The organism is Streptosporangium amethystogenes subsp. fukuiense (genome assembly GCF_042665875.1).
GTDB lineage: Bacteria > Actinomycetota > Actinomycetes > Streptosporangiales > Streptosporangiaceae > Streptosporangium > Streptosporangium fukuiense.
Genome location: NZ_JBHTEE010000001.1, coordinates 8,584,815 through 8,601,593 on the forward strand (window position 1 = coordinate 8,584,815; position 16,779 = coordinate 8,601,593).

Annotated in this window: 12 protein-coding genes; 8 read left to right on the forward strand and 4 right to left on the reverse strand. The window is 71.3% G+C overall.

Translation table 11 applies throughout. From position 1 onward, the window contains the following. The first annotated feature begins 22 nt into the window (after positions 1-22). On the forward strand, positions 23-493 hold the full coding sequence (locus tag ACFQVD_RS38190) for a GNAT family N-acetyltransferase (RefSeq protein ID WP_343977628.1): 471 nt from the start codon (positions 23-25) through the stop codon (positions 491-493). On the opposite strand, the gene xseA is transcribed toward ACFQVD_RS38190, so the two are convergent. Beyond that, positions 471-1,679 (reverse strand): exodeoxyribonuclease VII large subunit, encoded by a 1,209-nt coding sequence (xseA, locus tag ACFQVD_RS38195; RefSeq protein ID WP_343977625.1) that lies wholly within the window; start codon positions 1,677-1,679, stop codon positions 471-473. The genes ACFQVD_RS38190 and xseA overlap by 23 nt on opposite strands. A 27-nt stretch (positions 1,680-1,706) precedes the next feature. Next, positions 1,707-2,915, reverse strand: a complete 1,209-nt coding sequence (locus ACFQVD_RS38200; protein WP_386273460.1) for a hypothetical protein — start codon at positions 2,913-2,915, stop codon at positions 1,707-1,709. Between the two features lie 112 nt (positions 2,916-3,027). Between ACFQVD_RS38200 and ACFQVD_RS38205 the strand changes: the two genes are divergently transcribed. Further along, a complete protein-coding gene (locus ACFQVD_RS38205; RefSeq protein ID WP_343977619.1) occupies positions 3,028-3,996 on the forward strand; it encodes a 4-hydroxy-3-methylbut-2-enyl diphosphate reductase in 969 nt (322 codons plus the stop codon). 79 nt (positions 3,997-4,075) lie between these two features. Here the strand turns inward: ACFQVD_RS38205 and ACFQVD_RS38210 are convergent, their stop codons facing one another. Both ACFQVD_RS38210 and ACFQVD_RS38215 read right to left on the reverse strand, forming a co-directional pair. Continuing rightward, complete coding sequence (locus tag ACFQVD_RS38210) at positions 4,076-4,600, reverse strand: DUF6542 domain-containing protein (protein WP_343977617.1); 525 nt, start codon at positions 4,598-4,600, stop codon at positions 4,076-4,078. A gap of 128 nt (positions 4,601-4,728) precedes the next feature. Beyond that, positions 4,729-6,033 carry a DNA recombination protein RmuC gene (locus ACFQVD_RS38215; protein ID WP_343977889.1) on the reverse strand — a complete coding sequence of 435 codons (1,305 nt, stop codon included), beginning with the start codon at positions 6,031-6,033 and terminating at the stop codon, positions 4,729-4,731. Between the two features lie 246 nt (positions 6,034-6,279). On the opposite strand from ACFQVD_RS38215, the gene ychF reads away from it, so the two are divergent. The 6 genes from ychF to ACFQVD_RS38245 all read left to right on the forward strand — a co-directional run bounded on the left by ychF (position 6,280) and on the right by ACFQVD_RS38245 (position 16,779). Beyond that, positions 6,280-7,368: a redox-regulated ATPase YchF gene (gene ychF, locus ACFQVD_RS38220; RefSeq protein WP_343977614.1), complete on the forward strand. Its 1,089-nt coding sequence runs from the start codon at positions 6,280-6,282 to the stop codon at positions 7,366-7,368. Positions 7,369-7,953: 585 nt separating this feature from the next. Next, positions 7,954-8,985: a conjugal transfer protein gene (locus ACFQVD_RS38225; protein WP_343977611.1), complete on the forward strand. Its 1,032-nt coding sequence runs from the start codon at positions 7,954-7,956 to the stop codon at positions 8,983-8,985. Between the two features lie 151 nt (positions 8,986-9,136). Next, positions 9,137-9,412 carry a hypothetical protein gene (locus ACFQVD_RS38230; RefSeq protein ID WP_037970213.1) on the forward strand — a complete coding sequence of 92 codons (276 nt, stop codon included), beginning with the start codon at positions 9,137-9,139 and terminating at the stop codon, positions 9,410-9,412. A gap of 47 nt (positions 9,413-9,459) precedes the next feature. After that, positions 9,460-11,859: a TcpE family conjugal transfer membrane protein gene (locus ACFQVD_RS38235; protein WP_364151018.1), complete on the forward strand. Its 2,400-nt coding sequence runs from the start codon at positions 9,460-9,462 to the stop codon at positions 11,857-11,859. A 118-nt stretch (positions 11,860-11,977) separates the two neighbouring features. Then, positions 11,978-14,470 (forward strand): ATP-binding protein, encoded by a 2,493-nt coding sequence (locus tag ACFQVD_RS38240; RefSeq protein WP_343963864.1) that lies wholly within the window; start codon positions 11,978-11,980, stop codon positions 14,468-14,470. After that, the gene (locus tag ACFQVD_RS38245) at positions 14,467-16,779 is read left to right on the forward strand and encodes a type IV secretion system protein (RefSeq protein ID WP_364151022.1); all 2,313 of its coding nucleotides are present in this window, start codon (positions 14,467-14,469) and stop codon (positions 16,777-16,779) included. The genes ACFQVD_RS38240 and ACFQVD_RS38245 overlap by 4 nt, the downstream gene beginning before the upstream one ends.

Consider the following 16,779-nt stretch of genomic DNA (forward strand, 5'->3'; position numbering starts at 1 on the left):
GCACGGCTGGGAGAATGCCCAGGTGAACGTTCGTGACGCGACCGCCGGGGACATCCCCGAGCTGGTGCGCCTTCGTGAGATCCTGGCCGACCGGATGGCAAGGGACGGCAACCTCCCCATCGAGGCGGAGTGGCAGCAGACCTACGCCGAGAGCCTCGAAGAGCGGCTGGGCAGCCTCGACACCGCCGTCTACGTGGTGGACTCCCCGGAGAGGGGACTGGCGGCCTGCGGGATCGGCCTCATCTTCGAGCGGTTTCCCGGCCCCAGCCTTCCCGACGGCCGCTACGGCTACGTCCAGGGCATGACCACCGACCCGCGCCACCGGCGCAGGGGGCACGGCCGGGCCATCATGGGAGCCCTCCTGAAGTGGTACCGCGACAGCGGGGTCCGCAGGGTCGACCTGCACGCCACCTCGGACGCCGAGTCGCTCTACCGGCAGCTGGGGTTCGTCGACGACGGCTACCCCTCGCTCACCTGGCGGGATCACTCCTGACCCGCACCCGGTCGTCGGGGAAGCGCACGGTCAGCTCGTCGCCGGGGGAGACCTCGCTCGCGAGCCGTACGACATCGCCCGAGGGACGCTGCACGATCGCGTAGCCGCGCTCCAGTGTGGCGGCGGGAGAGAGCGAGACCAGCCGGGCGCGCAGGTGCTCCAGCGAATCGGCGGCGCGGTCCAGGGAACCGGTGAGGGAACGTCGGGCCCGGTCCCTGAGCTGCTCGGCCTGCTCGGCCCTGCGCTCGATCTCACGGACCGGGTCCGCGAGGGAGGGGCGGGAGCGGGCCGCGGCCAGCCAGGCCGTCTCGCGATCCAGCCAGCCGCCCACCACCCTGCGGCCCCGGTCCCTGAGCTGGCGGATCAGCGTCATCTGCTCGCCGACGTCCGGCACCACCTTCTTCGCCGCGTCCGTGGGCGTGGACGCGCGCACGTCGGCGACCAGGTCGAGCAGCGGGTTGTCCTGCTCGTGGCCGATCGCGCTGACCACGGGCGTGCGGCAGGCCGCGACCGCCCGGACGAGCGCCTCGTCGGAGAAGGGCAGCAGGTCCTCCATCGATCCGCCGCCCCGCGCGACCACGATGACGTCGACCTCGCTGTCGGCGTCGAACTTGCGCAGCGCCTCGATGACCTCGCCGACCGCGTACGGCCCCTGCACGGCCGCCGGCTCGACCTTGAACCGCACCGCCGGCCAGCGGCGCCGTGAGTTCTCCAGCACGTCGCGTTCGGCGGCCGAGTCCCGGCCGCAGATCAGGCCGACCGTGCCCGGCAGGAACGGCAGCCGGCGTTTCCTGTCGACGCCGAAGAGCCCCTCGGCGGCGAGCAACCGGCGCAACCGCTCCAGCCGCGCCAGCAGCTCGCCCACCCCGACCGGACGCATCTCCAGCGCGGTGAACGCGAACGAGCCCTTGTTGACCCAGAAATCGGGCTTCAGGTGGGCCACGATCCTCGCGCCGTCGACCGGCCGGGGGACGGTCGCCTCGTAGACACCACGCGGGCAGGTGACCCGGGCGGACACGTTGGCCACCGGGTCACGCAACGTCAGGAACACCGTGCCGCCTCGGGCGGTCAGCTCGGTGATCTGCCCCTCGACCCAGACGGTGCCGAGCTTGCCGATCCAGCCGCCGACCATCTGCAACACCGTGCGAACCGGGAGCGGCTGCTCAGGGGTGGTGTTCGAACTCATGGCCGGGAGCCTACGCGCCGGAGGCGACTATTCCGCGGCCTCCAGCTTGGCCAGGCGGTTCTCGTACATCCGCACGACGGCCTCGCGGCCTGCGGTGGCGCGCTCGTAGGCGAGCAGCTCCTGGATCTGCTCGGACGTCCTGCCCCGCATCCGCGCCCGCAGCGACGCGACGGTCAGCCCCGCGTAGCCGGGCAGCGGCTCGGCCGTCTCGGGTGCCGCGACCCTGGTCTCCGTCACCTCGACCGCCGCGGCGTCGGTGCTCTCGGGCTTCGCGGTCTCGACCCGCTCGACCTCGACCTTCACCGCCGCGGGCGTCTCGACGGGGGCATCGCTCTCCGCCACCGGGGTCGCTGGGGCGGCGGTCTTGGCGGTCTTGCGTGCCCTGGTCGCCTTGGCCTTCGGGGCGGCCTTGGGGGCGGTGGCCTCGGACTCCACAGCCTCCACAGGCTCCACAGGCTCGGTGGCCTTGGGCTTGGCCCGGGTGGCCCTGGGCTTCTTCGCGGCGGGGGCCTCGGCGGCCGGGGTCTCCGCGGGCTTCTCCTCGGCGGCGGCGGTTTCGGCGGCCTTCGCCTCGGCGGCGGGGGCCTTCGCGGCCTCCGGCTCGGCGGTGGCGGTTTCGGCGGCTTCCGGTTCGGCGGCGGCCGGGGTTTCCGCGGCCTTCGCCTCGGCGGCCGGGGTCTCCGCGGCCTTCGCCTCGGTGGTGGGGGCCTCCGCGGCCTCCGGCTCGGCGGCGGCCGGGGTCTCCGCGGGGATCGGGGCCTTGGCGGCCTGTGCCTCGGTGGTGGAGGGCTCCGCGCTGGGGGCCTCGGCGGGCTTGGTCTCGGCGGCCTCGGTGGCGGCCTCGGTGGGCGCCTCGGTGGCGGAGGGCTCCGCGGCCTTGGGCTTGGCGGGGCTGAAGATGACCGGCTCGCGGGTGGTCTTGGCGCCGTTGCTCTCGGCGGCGGTCGCCGTGTCCGCGGCCTTCTCCGGGCGCGGCGCGAAGATGACGGGTGCGCGGCGGGCGGGCTTCTCCACCTGCTCCGCGGCCTTCTCACCCGTCTCCGCCGACTGGCCGCCGAGCGTCTCGCGGGACTCGCCGGGCTCTTCTCCCTGGCCGGAGGTCCCCTTGATCTTGGACCGTACGCGGTCGCCGAGGAGCAGGGCCTGACCCATCCCGCTCAGTGCGGTCTGCAGCATGTGCAGCGGCAGATCTTTTGCCTTCTGCGTGACATTGCGGATCATGTCGGGGACTGACATATCGTCTCCCTGGGAGGTCTGTATCGAGAAAGGCTAGTGTGGCAAGACTGTGCCGCATGAGCTTGTGGGACGTATGGGCTGTCTCGCGGGCGTCTCCACGTAGCATAAGAGCATGACTTCCAAGACCTCCGCGACCCGACGCGTACTGGTGGCGAAGCCCCGCGGTTACTGCGCGGGGGTCGATCGTGCTGTTCAGGCCGTGGAGAAGGCGTTGGAGCAGTATGGTGCCCCGATCTACGTCCGCAAGCAGATCGTCCACAACACCCACGTGGTCAAGACGCTGGAGGCACGTGGAGCGATCTTCGTCGAGGAGACCGAGCAGGTGCCCGAGGGGGCCATCGTGGTCTTCTCCGCCCACGGCGTCTCTCCGGCGGTCCACCAGGAGGCCGCCCGGCGCAGCCTCAAGACGATCGACGCCACCTGCCCGCTGGTGACCAAGGTGCACAACGAGGCCAGGCGCTTCGCCTCCCAGGACTACGACATCCTCCTCATCGGCCACGAGGGTCACGAGGAGGTCGAGGGCACCGCGGGCGAGGCACCCGACCACATCCAGCTCGTCGACGGTCTGGAGTCGGTCGGCGCCGTGCGGGTCAAGGACCCCGAGCGGCTGGTCTGGCTGTCGCAGACCACGCTCTCCGTGGACGAGACGGTCGAGACGGTCTCCCGTCTCAAGGAGCGCTTCCCGAACCTGATCGACCCGCCGAGCGACGACATCTGCTACGCCACCCAGAACCGTCAGGTCGCCGTCAAGGAGATCGCCGCACAGGCGGAGCTGGTCATCGTGGTCGGCTCGGAGAACTCCTCCAACTCCAAGCGGCTGGTCGAGGTCGCCCTCGACCACGGGGCCGATGCCTCCTACCTCGTCGACGACGCCGCGTTCATCGAGGACGCCTGGCTCGACGGTGTCACCACGGTCGGCGTGACGAGCGGCGCCTCGGTGCCGGAGGAGCTCGTCACAGAAGTCCTGGCCCGCCTCGCCAGGCATGGCTTCGAGGACGTCGAGGAGGTCGAGTCCGTCCAGGAGAGCGTGCGCTTCGCGCTCCCGCACGAGCTGCGCAAGGACCTGCGCGTCACGGCCTGACCGTACCGCTGTTCGAGGGGTTCCGCCGCCGCTACGGGCACGGTGCCGCGCCCGGCCCGTCGCGGCAGGCCACAGCCGGTCAGGAGCCTTCGCGCGGTGTGCCGTACACCTTGGGCTCGAAGTACCCCTCGGGCTCGGGGGCGAAGGCGCCCTCGCCGCTCCTCGGCGCGGGAACGGAGGCCTTGCCGGCTCTGAGCTCGTCGCGCAGCTCACGGACGCAGTGGGTCAGACCGCGGCGCCAGGCGATGACCAGCACCAGGAGCGAGCCGCCGAACAACCACGGGGCACCCTGCGAGAGCGCGGTGTACATGCCCAGGCCGAAGGCCTGGACGGGCGTGGACGCGAACAGGGAACGGACCGCCTCGATGAGCACGGTGGTCACGAAGAAGACCAGGGGCGGAGAGACCACCAGCGTCAGCAGGTCCCTGCGGTTCACCAGCGCCGCCGCGGCCACGCAGCCGGCCACGAACGCCGCCCCGGTCAGCGCCGCCACCCCGAACAGCGCCTGCAGCACGCTGCCCACCAGCGTGGACGCCAGCACGAGGGCCAGCGCGCCCCGGACGGTCAGCCGGACGCCGCCGGTGGTCCGGCCAAGTTCACTCATACGATCACCCCGCCGGCCGGCTGTAGGCCGCCTCGCTCGTCCACCACTCGCTCCCCATGACCTCGGACCCCACGTCGTCAACCCCGTCGCCTCCAGTGTCCGGCCGTCGGCGCCTTGGGAGAACAGTTTCAGGGCAGGTCGTTGGCCAACCTACCGTTCAGGCGGGATACGAGAGGCGAGCTTGGCTCCTCTTCCGCGAGCAGTTCCGGCGAGGTCAGTGCGCGTGGCAGGTCCTCGACCGCCTGCGGCCTGTCCAGATCGGTCTCGACCAGTCCCAGATCGTTTAGTTTGCGCGCGCTCACCAGCACCCGGGTCTCCAGCGAGCCGACGGTCCTGTTGTACGACTCCACGGCCCGGTTCAGCGAGCGGCCCAGAGCGTCGACGTTACGTCCCATGCTGCTCAGCCGCTCGTACAGCTCCTTGCCGACCTCGAAGATCGCCCGTGCGTTCTCGCTGAGCGCGGCCTGCTGCCAGGCGTACTGCGCGGTGCGGAGCATGGTGATCAGCGTGGTGGGGGTGGCGATGTGGACCCGCCGCCGCATGGCGTATTCCAACAGGGCGGGGTCGCGCTCCAGCGCCGGGGCGAGGAACGCCTCGCCGGGGATGAACAGCACCATGAACTCCGGTGCCGGGTTGAACGCCTGCCAGTAGGTCTTGGCGGCCAGCCGGTCCACGTGCTCGCGCACGTGACGGGCGTGGGAGTCGAGCCGGGCCGACTGGTGGCCGGGGTCGGCGGACTCGGCGGCCTCCAGGTAGGCGGCGAGGGAGACCTTGGAGTCCACCACGATGTTCTTGCCGCCGGCCAGCCGTACCACCATGTCGGGCCGTAACACGCCGTCCGGCGTGGTGACGCTCACCTGCTCGTCGAAGTCGCAGAACCGCTGCATCCCGGCGATCTCGGCGACCCTGCGGAGCTGGAGCTCTCCCCACCGGCCCCGGGCCTCGGGGCGTTGCAGGGCCCGTACCAGGGAGCTCGTCTGGGCGCGGAGCTGCTCGTTGCTCTCGCGGACGACGTCGATGTGCTTGGCCAACTCCGCGTGGGCGGCCCGCTGGCCGGTCTGCGTGTCGCGCAGCTGCGTCTCGACGCGGGCCAGGGTGTCCTTCAACGGCTCGATCAGGTGCTCGACCGCCTGCTTGCGCTGCTCCAGCTCACCGGCCGCCTCGACCCGGTTGGCGGCCAGCCTCGTCTCGGCCAGCTCCAGGAACCGCAGGTTGTTGACATCGAGCGCCCGGCTCGACAGGGCCTGGAAGCGTTCGGAGAGCTGCTCCTCGATGTAGACGACCTTCTCCTCGGCGATCTTCGCGCGGGCCTCGGCGTCGGCCAGGCGCGCGATGACGTCGGCGGCTCCCGAGGAGGCGCGCGCCCGGCCCAGCAGGAAGCCGATCGCGAGCCCCGCGGCGAGGCCCACCGCGAGCTGGAAGGAGAGCGCCATGACGTCCACCCCGGCATGATTCCAGGCCCGATCACTTCTGGCGCGCCGACACGCCTTCCGAAGGCGCCCGGGGCCGGACCGGGAGCCGCGGCATCGTCTCCGAACCTGGCCGAACCGGGGAGAGTCGCCCGGACGGCCTCGATCGGTGCCGGACCACCGGCGGCGGGCGCCCGAAGAGGATGTCCACCACCCTGTGACCTGCCGGTGGCGGTTAGCAGTGGGTCATTCCGCGTAAACTCGGCTCACGTGAGCTTGAGCATCGGCATCGTCGGATTGCCCAACGTCGGCAAGTCAACGCTTTTCAACGCGCTGACGAAGACCGCCAACGCCCTGGCGGCGAACTACCCGTTCGCCACCATCGAGCCCAACGTGGGCATCGTCGGCGTTCCCGACCCGCGTCTTGAGAAGCTGGCCGAGATCTTCGGGTCCGCGAGGATCCTGCCGGCGAAGGTGGAGTTCGTGGACATCGCCGGGCTGGTCCGCGGTGCCTCGGAGGGACAGGGGCGGGGTAACCAGTTCCTCGCCAACATCCGCGACACCGATGCGATCTGCCAGGTCATCCGGGTCTTCGGTGACCCCGACGTGACCCATGTGGACGGCGACGTCGCCCCCGGGCGCGACATCGAGACGATCAACACCGAGCTGATCCTCGCCGACCTGCAGACCCTGGAGAAGGCGATTCCCCGCCTCCAGAAGGAGTCTCGGACCAACAAGGATCGTAGGTTCGCGCTTGACGCGGCGGAGGCGGCCTTCAAGCTCCTCGACGGCGGCACCACCCTGTACGCCGGCGCCAAGGGCGCGGGGATCGATCCGAAGGAGCTGCGCGAGCTGCACCTGCTGACCGCCAAGCCCTTCCTGTACGTCTTCAACCTCGACGCGGACGAGCTGACGGACTCCGAGCTCCGGGCCCGGCTCTCGGCGCTCGTCGCACCGGCCGAGGCCGTCTTCCTCGACGCGAAGATCGAGTCCGAGCTCGTCGAGCTCGACGACGCCGAGGCGCTGGAGCTCCTGCAGTCCGTCGGCCAGGAGGAGTCGGGCCTGGCCCAGCTGGCCAGGGTGGGCTTCGAGACCCTGGGCCTGCAGACCTACCTGACCGCCGGCCCCAAGGAGACCAGGGCCTGGACGATCCCCAAGGGCGCCACCGCCCCCGAGGCGGCCGGCGTCATCCACACCGACTTCCAGCGCGGCTTCATCAAGGCCGAGATCGTCTCCTTCGTCGAGTTGGTGGAGACCGGCTCCATCGCCGCCGCCCGCCAGGCCGGCAAGGCCCGCATCGAGGGCAAGGACTACGTCATGCGCGACGGCGACGTGGTGGAGTTCCGCTTCAACGTCTGACCGATCGCCCGGAAGGCCCCCGCTCGCCCGATCGAGCGGGGGCCTTCTCCTGTCGTACGAGGTTCGCCCGGCCGGCTCGGCCGAAAGCGGCCGCGTCACGTCCGCCCGGTCGTCCGCCGATGATCGTCAAAATGCCGGACCGGGGCGACGGCCTCCTCGGCCCGGCGGCATCGGAGGTCGCACCGAGCGGAAAGCCGACGCGCCGGTGGGCGCCCTCGCGGCCCGGTCGTTGTTCGGACCGGGGAACGAGGCCATTCCGTGGGGTTGTGACACTGGGTGACGTATTTCGGGTTAAATGCGCAGGTCGCGACAGTCCGGGAACCGTCCAGTTAGCAATGCGTGGCGTTTGAGTAATCGACCCATGCGTTGGCCAGGGGTAATGCACTTTTCATCGGGCATCGGCGGCATCGCCGGTCTCGACGGGGTTCCAGACCGGGTTTGCTCAGTCATCGCGATGCCTGCAGCATAGGCGTGGCTTTCCTGGAAGAATCGGCGGGGCGGCTAGAGTAAGTGCGTCACCATGGCCGACGGGATTGGCGGCGATACGACACCGTGCGGCCGAGGATTGACGCGAGCGGAGGCGTGATGGCTCGAAGGTCGACGGTCCAGCGTGATCCCCGGATCGCTGGCGACCCTGAGCTGTCGGCATACCCGGACTTTCCCGACGACCCCGATCTCGGCCGCGCCCCGGCGCGCGGGCGGGGCGCGTCGCGGGGCCGCTGGTCCGGTGGAGGCGGTCGCTGGCTGGTGTGGACCGGCCGCGCCGTACTCTGGGCGCTGATAGTCGTCATCGTGGTGAACGGGGTCCGCGCGCCCTTCGAGCGTTTCACTCAGCAGAACGCCCCCTCGGGCGCGGCGCCCGCCTCCGACAGCGGGTTCCCCACCGCCCAGGGGTCCGCCTTCGCGACCCAGTTCGCCGAGGTCTACCTGAACTTCGACGGGGCCCGTCTTGAGGAGAGAAGGTCGCGGCTCGCCCCCTACCTGCCCGAAGGCACGGAGCCGCAGTTCGGCTGGGACGGTTTCGGCCGGATGAGCGCCGGCGCGGTGCAACCGTACGGGATCGAGGTCGTCGACGCGGACAACGCGGTCGTCACCGTCCTCTACCAGTCGGACAACCGCCGCCAGTTGCTGTCGGTGCCCGTCTACCACGACCGGTCCACGAAGAGGTTCGTCGTCGCGGGGCGTCCGGGCATCCTGCCGGCGCCGAAGGCGGCCGCCCTGCCGCCCAAGGCCGCACCCGAGCGTGACCGCGCCGCGGAGCAGGAGCTGCGCACCCCGATGGAGGACTTCTTCAAGGCCTACGCGGCGAGCGACACCGCCTCGCTGCAGCGTTACGCCGACGCCGGGATCACCCTGGAGGGATTCGGCGGCGCGTTCACCTTCCTGCAGCTCAAAGAACTCGCCGTGCCCCTCGGAGGGGGAGCCACCCGAGAGGTGACCGCGACGGTCCTGTGGGGTGTGCCGTCAAAGGCGAGGCAGTCCACCGACCCGGAACCCGCGGATCCCGGCCAGATGGAAGGCAAGCTCGAGCAGGCCTACCTGCTCACCGTGGTCAAGCAAGGCGACAAGTGGTTCGTCAAGGACATTCGTGGTGCGTATCGATCTGTGGCGAGGTAACGCATGATCGAATGGTGCCGGTCCACGGTGAGCAGACCCCCCCTGATCGACGAGCCGCCGGTTCGGGTTCGCGCGCGAGTGCGTCGCGGGCCCGTCGCCGCCCGGGGGCCGCGATCGTGAGTACGGAGGACAAGAAGTGATTATCAAGACCATGCTGCTGAGCGCCATGGAGTTCGCTCAGCCCACAGCCCCTCCGGCAGGCGTCAACACAGAAGGCCTCGCTGACTTCCTCCGCAGTTTCTTCGCACCGCTCTTCCTCGTCATCGTCTCGGTGGTGGCCCTCTTCTTCCTCTTCACCCGTGAGATCACCAGGTTCGTTCAGTTCATCATCCTGGCGATCGCCATCGGAGTGATCTTCTACGTGCCGAACATCATCGAGGTGACTGCCAAGGCGATCGCGGGCGCACTGGGCATCTCGGGGGGTTGAGACCGCCTCCAAACGGTCAAACAAGGAGAGGCGGAGAGGAGGATCACGTGGACCTGCCCACGTACACCAATATCTGGAGGATCGAGAAGCGGCTCTACAAGCTGTACGACCTACGGCTGCCGACGCCGCTCCCGATCGTCTGGATCGGTGGGTTCGTGGGAGTGCTGGCTCCGTGGTCGCTCCTGCTCTACCTGCTCGGCCTGCCCTTCGCGGCCCCCTGGCACGTGCTCTACCTGGTGCCGCCCGGTGTGGTCACCTGGCTCTCCACCCGGCCGGTGATCGAGAGCAAGCGGCTCACCGAGCTGCTCCAGTCGCAGATGCGCTACGTGGGCGAGCCGCGCACCTGGTGCCGGATGGCTCCCATCTCCGAGCCCGCCGAGATCGCGCTGAACGGCCGGATCTGGCGGGCCGCGCCGCGGCCCGCCTCGGTCCGGGTCAAGGCGTCGCGCAAGGCCCGCCACGCCCAGTCCAAGCGCGCCGCCGCACGCTCGCGCGAGGTGCGGCCTGCCGTGGCCGCGGCGGCGGCGGCCGCCGCCACCGCCCCGGTCGCCCGCGAGCGCGTCGCCTGGGGCGAGGCTCGCGCACTCCGTCAGGGCACCGCCCCGGCCCTCGCCCAGACCACGGCCGCCGAGCCGGCCCCGGTCGTCCCCGTCCTGTCCGCGGTGCCCCGCGCCTCACTGCCCGTCGTGTCACCGGAGCAGGCTCCGGCCGAGACCGTCACCTCCCCGCCGGACACGCCGGTCCCGGGTCCGCCCTCGCGGCCGATCGCCGACGCTCCCGCCGACCGGCCCGCGGCCCAGTGGGACCGTGCTCCCGCACGGGAGCACGCCGAGGGCACTCCGGCGACGCCCGGCACGCCGGACACGGCGGACACGGCGGAGGCTCCGGCCGCTCCGATCAGCACCGAGGCGCTGCGGCGGCTGCGCAGGCTCGCCGCCTCCGCCGAGGCTCAGCGCGCCGCCGCCCCGCCCACCCCACCCGAGCCCGAGGTGTCTCCGGAGATCTCCGTGCCCGCCTCGCGCTCTCCCGTCCGGGACCGTCCCGAGGCCCCGGCCGTGCCGCCGCCCTCACCCTCGGCTCCGGAGCCGGCCCGGGTGGAGACACCCGCCAAGGGCCGTACGGTGCCCGCCGAGAGGCCGGCCGTCGTGCCCGACCCCGTGGAGAAGCCCTCCGCCCCGGCCGTTCCGTCCTTCGTGCCCAGGTTCGTCGGACCGGCGCCGGCCGGACGCCGTGACGCTGAGGCGGCCGAACTCTCGCCGGACGACAGGAGCGCCCGGCGCCAGCACCGCAGAGGGCGGCCCACCCCGATCGGCCGGGCGGCCGACGCCTCGAAGGCATGGCCGCCCGAGCGGCCCGCCGGGACGCAGGCGGGTCCCGGCATCCCAGGGGACACCGGCGTCCAGACCGGTGCCGGCATGTCGATCCGCGCGGTCCCCTCGGGAACGGCGAAGGCCGATCCGGTGGCCCCCGTGGTGCCGGTGCCCACCTCCTCGGCCGGCGAGGCGGGGGCCAGGGTCCGCCGGGTGGAGTCGGTGGTCGGCAGGGACTCCTCGGGCGGCTGGCGGCGGCTGGCCCAGGTGGTGATCGGACCCGGGGGCGGCGGCCGTACGGACGGCTCGGAGATCGACGAGGCACGGGCCAGGGCGGTGTTCAGCGGCAGCCGCCGGGTGGTGGTGCTGGGCTGCACCGGCGGCGCCGGGCAGACCACGACCGCGCTCATGCTCGGCCACACCCTCGCCCGCTACCGGGAGGACCGGATTCTCGCGGTCGACGCCAGCACCGGCTCCCACGCCCTGTCCAGCCGGATCCAGGGCGAGTCGCCCGAGACCCTGAGCTCCCTGCTCGCCGGCCTCGACAACGTCCAGGGATACCTGGGCATGCGGGCCTACACCAGCCGTTGTGCCTCGGGGCTGGAGGTTCTCGCCGGGGACACCGACGCCGGTGCCGAGCAGCGCCTGTCCGACCGCACGCTCTTCTCCGACCGGCGGCTCGGCCAGACCATGGACACGCTCGACCGGTACTACAAGATGATCGTCATGGACCCGGCGGCGGCCCTGGCCGCGCGGGTGCTCCCCTACGCGGATCAGCTCGTCCTCGTCGTCCCGGCCAGTGAGGACGGGCCCGACGCGGTGGCCATGACCTACGAGTGGCTCGACGGGCACGGCTGCGCGGACCTCCGCCACCGGGCGGTCATGGTCGTCAACGGGGTGAGCCGCCGCAGTATGGAGGACGTGGAGCAGGCGGAGGCGGTCGCGCGGGGCAGGTGCCGGGCGATCGTCAGGGTCCCCTGGGAGGACGCGCTGGCTCCCGGCAGGGCCGATCGGGTGGAACCGTCCCACCTGAGGGCGCCGGGCCGCCGGGCGTACCTCGCCCTGGCGGGTGTCGTGGTGGCGGGCTTCGGAACGGTGCAGGCGGGTCGACCCAGCGAGGAGGAACTAGCTCAGTGATCCCCCGGGCGCGAGAAGACGTGGTGAACGGGCGTGACGAGGTGCGGGTGAGCGGGTGGGCCGGAGGCCGCACGGGCAGGCGTGCGGGCAGGGCCGTACGACCGGTGGGGGAGGGCCTGTGAGCCGTGCGTCCCGAGCGCGCAGCCGCCTCGCCGTCCGGTACTTCGACGACCGGATCCTGCTGACCGACTCGTCGGTCTGGGCCTATTTCAGGCTTCCCACCGTGAGCTACGAGTTCATCACTCCCGAGGAGCGGGAGGCGCTGGCCACCAACATCACGATCGCGCTGGCCGCCATCCGGATGCCGGACGCCGAGGTGCACCTGCGGGTGGCGCACCGCACCTACCCGGCCGCCGAATGGGCGATGGCGCTGAACGCCACCTCCGACGAGGGCCCCGGCTGGCGTGACTACCTGGAGGACATGTACCGGCACGTCTGGGCCAAGGACTTCTGGACCAAGGAGGTCTATCTCGGGGTGCGGCTCGGCACGCGCGGCAGGCAACTGGGCACCGGGGTCCTCTCCCAGCTCTTCGGCTTCTACCAGCGCAGCGAGAAGGCCCTGGGCATCGAGGACGACCATGTCCCCAAGGCGGAGATCGCCAAGTGGTCCGAGCAGGCGGAGCGGCTGGGCAGGGCACTGTCGGCCAGCGCCCTGTACGCCAGGCACGCCAGCTCCGTCGAGCTCGCCTGGCTGTTCCAGCACGCCACGACCGGCTCCCTCGGCGACCCTCCGGCCTCGGCCAGCCCCAAGCGGCGGTGGGGACAGGGGGAGATCGAGTCCCTGGTCGAGGGGCAGATCCACAACGGCAGGGCGCTGCTCCGGATCGAGCAGCCGCACGGTGACTCCTACGTGGCGCACATGTCCTTCGCCCGTTTCCCCGACCTGATGCCCTTCCCCGACGGCGAACCCTGGATGCACTTCGCCGACCAGCTGCCCTTCCCGGTGGAGATCAGTTCGAGGATGCGGCTGATCCCGCCGGTCAAGGCGAGCAAGGACGTGGCGCGCCAGCTCGCCCACGCCCGTGACATGGACATCCACATCCGCGAGGCCGGGGCGGAGGCGCCGCTGGCCCTGGCCGAGCAGATCGACGCGGCCCGGATGCTGGAGCACGGCATCACCAAGGAGCGCCTGCCGTTCGTGTACGGCTGGCACCGGCTGATCGTGTCGGCCCCGACCGAGGAGATCTGCGTGCAGCGGGTCGAGGCGGTCGTGGAGCACTACCGCGACATGGGCATCGACATCGTCAACTCCACCGGCGACCAGTTCTCGCTGTTCTGCGAGACGCTGCCGGGCGAGCGGGTCAGGGTCAACGCCTACGCGCAGCGGCAGCCGCTGCGCACCATCGCGGGCGGCATGGCCACCGCCACCGTCGACCTGGGTGACCGGACGGACGAGGGCGGCTCGGGCTGGATGGGCCCGTACGTAGGGGAGACCCTGGGCCGGGCGCGCAGCATCGTGCACTTCGACCCGCTGGTGGCGGCGACGCGCAACCGGCCTACGGCCATCGCCATCACCGGCGAACCCGGCGGCGGCAAGACCACGCTGGCGCTGTTGATGATCTACCAGATGGCGCTGCGCGGAGTGACGGTCGCGGTCATCGACCCCAAGGGCGACGCCGACTCGCTGGTCCAGCTACTGCGGAAGCGGGGTAGGAAGGCACGGATCATCCCGCTCGGCTCCGCGGCACCGGGCCTGCTCGACCCGTTCTCCTTCGGCGACGACCTCGCGGCCAAGAAGACGATGGCCACCGAGACCCTGCGCCTGCTGCTGCCGCGCATGTCGGAGGAGCGCGAGTCGGCGATGATCCAGGCGGTCGCCGCGGTCTCCAACGCCGAGGACCCGTCGCTGGGCAAGGTGGTCGACTTCCTGGAGCAGACGGACGACGCCGCCTCCAAGAACCTGGGCGCGGTGCTCCGCTCCATGTCCGACATGCATCTGGCCAGGCTCTGCTTCGACCCTTCGGGCGGCGACCAGATCGACACCGAGGGCTGGACCACCGTCTTCACCCTGGGCGGTCTGACGCTGCCCGACGCCTCCACCGGCCGCGACGACTACTCCTACGAGCAGCGGCTGTCGGTGGCGCTGCTCTACCTCGTCGCGCAGTTCGCGCGGGGTCTGATGAACGGCCTGGACCGGCGGACCCCCAAGGCGATCTTCCTGGACGAGGCATGGGCGATCACCTCCACTCCCGAGGGCGCCAAGCTGGTGCCCGAGGTCAGCAGGATGGGCCGCTCCCGCAACACGGCGCTGGTCCTGGTCTCGCAGAACGCCGGTGACCTGCTGAGCGAGCAGGTGACGAACTGCCTCTCCTCGGTGTTCGCGTTCCGTTCCACCGAGCGGGTCGAGGTGGAGCACGTGATGGCGCTGCTCGGTGTCGAGGCGTCCGAGGAGCACAAGGCGGTGCTGCGCTCGCTCGGTAACGGTGAGTGCGTCTTCCGGGATCTGGACGGCCGAGCAGGCCGTATCGGGGTGGACCTGATCTCGGACGAGCTGCTGCGCTGGCTGGATACGAACCCTACCCACGACAAACCCGACGAGAAAGTGCATGATCTCCCTGGGGGCGACAGAGTCGATGGGCCGGGGGCTGCGGCGCTGGAGGTGCGGTCATGAAGGGCTCTCGCAAGAGGGATTCCCGCAGGGGAAGGCTGGGCAGGCGGATCGCCATCGGGCTGGTGGCACTGGCCGCGTTCCTCGCGCTGCCAATGGTGTTCCCCGACGAGGCGTCCACGGCCGTCGCCGCCGCGCCCTGCGACATGTCACCCGACCTGTCCCCTGACATCGTCGCGGGAGGTGTGGACGGCCTGATCAAGCCGCCGGTCCCGGACCCCGCGCAGCCGGGTGCCCAGGCGGAGGTTCCCGCGGTTCAGGGCAACTACGCGACCTACGGCATGAGCGGCCAGTTCTGGCACACCCACCAGCTCGGCTGTGACGACATCGCGGCGGTGATGGGCAACGCGATGGCCAACACGGTCTTCCTGTGGGCCAAGGCGCTGGACCGGCTGACCATCACCACCTACCAGGCGGCCGCCACCGAGGGGCCGCTGGAGTCGATCAAGAACGTCGTCGACGACATCGTGGTCCGCCTGGCCGACGCCATGTACTGGCCGTACCTGCGGCCGCTGGTGATCCTCGGCGCGGTCTGGCTGGCCTGGTACGGGCTGATCCGCAAGCGCGCCACCACCACCGCCGAGGGCGTCATCTGGATGGTCCTCGCGGTCACCGTGGCCGTCTGGTTCTTCAGCCGCCCCGGAGACCTCACGGGGCTGGGCAAGGTCGTCACCGACAAGACCGGCGAGGTGGTCAACTCCGCCTTCTCCGGGCTGCCCGGTGCGGGCGGCACCTCCTGCCTGCCGGCCAAGGGCGACGCCAACCCGCAGGTCCAGGGCGGTGGATACGGCCAGAGCGGCGTGCCGGGAGTCGAGCAGAACTCCGACGCGCTCTGGTCCACCCTGGTCTGCAAGCCGTGGCTGATGGGCCAGTTCGGCACGGCCGACGCCGACGCCCCCGTCATCAAGGTGTTCGGCGCCAAACTGCTGGAGATCCAGACGATCGACGCGGCCGAGCTGAAGGCGCAGCAGGCGCCCGAAGCGGGCTTTCACCAGGCACGATACGAGACAGAGGTCGCCGACAAGCTGCAGAACACGCCGATCTTCCCCCTTTTCCAGGGCAAGGACTGGACGAACCGGCTGGGGGTCGCGATCGGCGCCTTCATGGCCGCGGTGGTCGCGGGGCTACTGATCTTCCTGGTGGCGGTCTCGCTGCTGGTGCTCAAGGTCGGGTTCCTGCTGCTGCTGATCCTCGCGCCGGTCTTCCTGCTGATCGGCGTCCATCCGGGGTCCGGGCGGATCATCGCCATGCGCTGGGTGGAGATGCTGATCGGCACACTGCTCAGACAGGCGGTGCTGGCCCTCGTCCTGGGCGTGCTCGTGTACGGCTACGCGCTGATCATCTCCACCGCGATGCCATGGGGTATGCAGGTCATGTTCATGGCGATCCTGACGATCGCCGTGTTCTTCTACCGGCGGCCCTTCCAGCACCTGTTCGCCTCGATGGACGGGCACACGCTCACCACCCGGATGCTCGGCGACGCGGCCACCGCGCCGACCCTGCAGCGGGCCGCGTCCGCGCTGCCGCCGGTCGCGGCGGCCAGGGTGGGCCGCTGGGGCATGCGCAAGGCGGAGCCGATGCTCCAGGCGGCCGCGATGGCCGGCGGAGCCTCCGTCGGCGCGGCGGCCGCCGCCACGGTCGCCCAGGGCAGGGGACGCGGCGAGGACGGCGCCACGCCGGCCACCCCGTCGGGCACCCGGGTCCCGGTCGGCGCGCAACCGGCGCCGCTCGACACCGACTCCCAGGCGGCGGGGCGGCGCAAGGGCACCGGACGCCCGGTCACCGCGGCACGCCCGGGCGCGGCGCCACCGCTCAACCTGTCCGGTGCCGGTACGGGCGGTGGCGCGCCCCCCACCAGGTCCGGAGGGTCCTCGGGACGTGGTTCCGGCGGCTGGTTCGGCGGCTCGTCGGGAGGCTGGGCGCCGCAGGGCGGCTCCTCGGGCAACGGGGCGTCCTCGGCGGGCAGATCGTCCGGCCCCTCGGCGGTCAGGCCCGCCGCGCCATCCTCGGGTGGCGGCCGGTCGGGCGGCAGCATCTTCGGCGGCTCCTCGCGAGGCGGCTCCGGCTCGGGGTCGCGTAACGGCAACTCCTCCCGCGGCTCTTCGGGCCCGAAGGGCTCGGGCGGTTCGAGGTCGGGCGAGAGCATCTTCGGCGGCTCGCGGAGTTCCTCCGGCGGTTCGCGGAACCGGGACGCCGGAGGCAGGTCGTCCGAGGCGCCACCGCTCTGGATCACCAGGCGAGCGGAGCGCGGTGGTGATGCCGGTGAGCCGCCGCCGTTCTGGCTCCGCCCGTCCAACCCGGACAGGGACTGA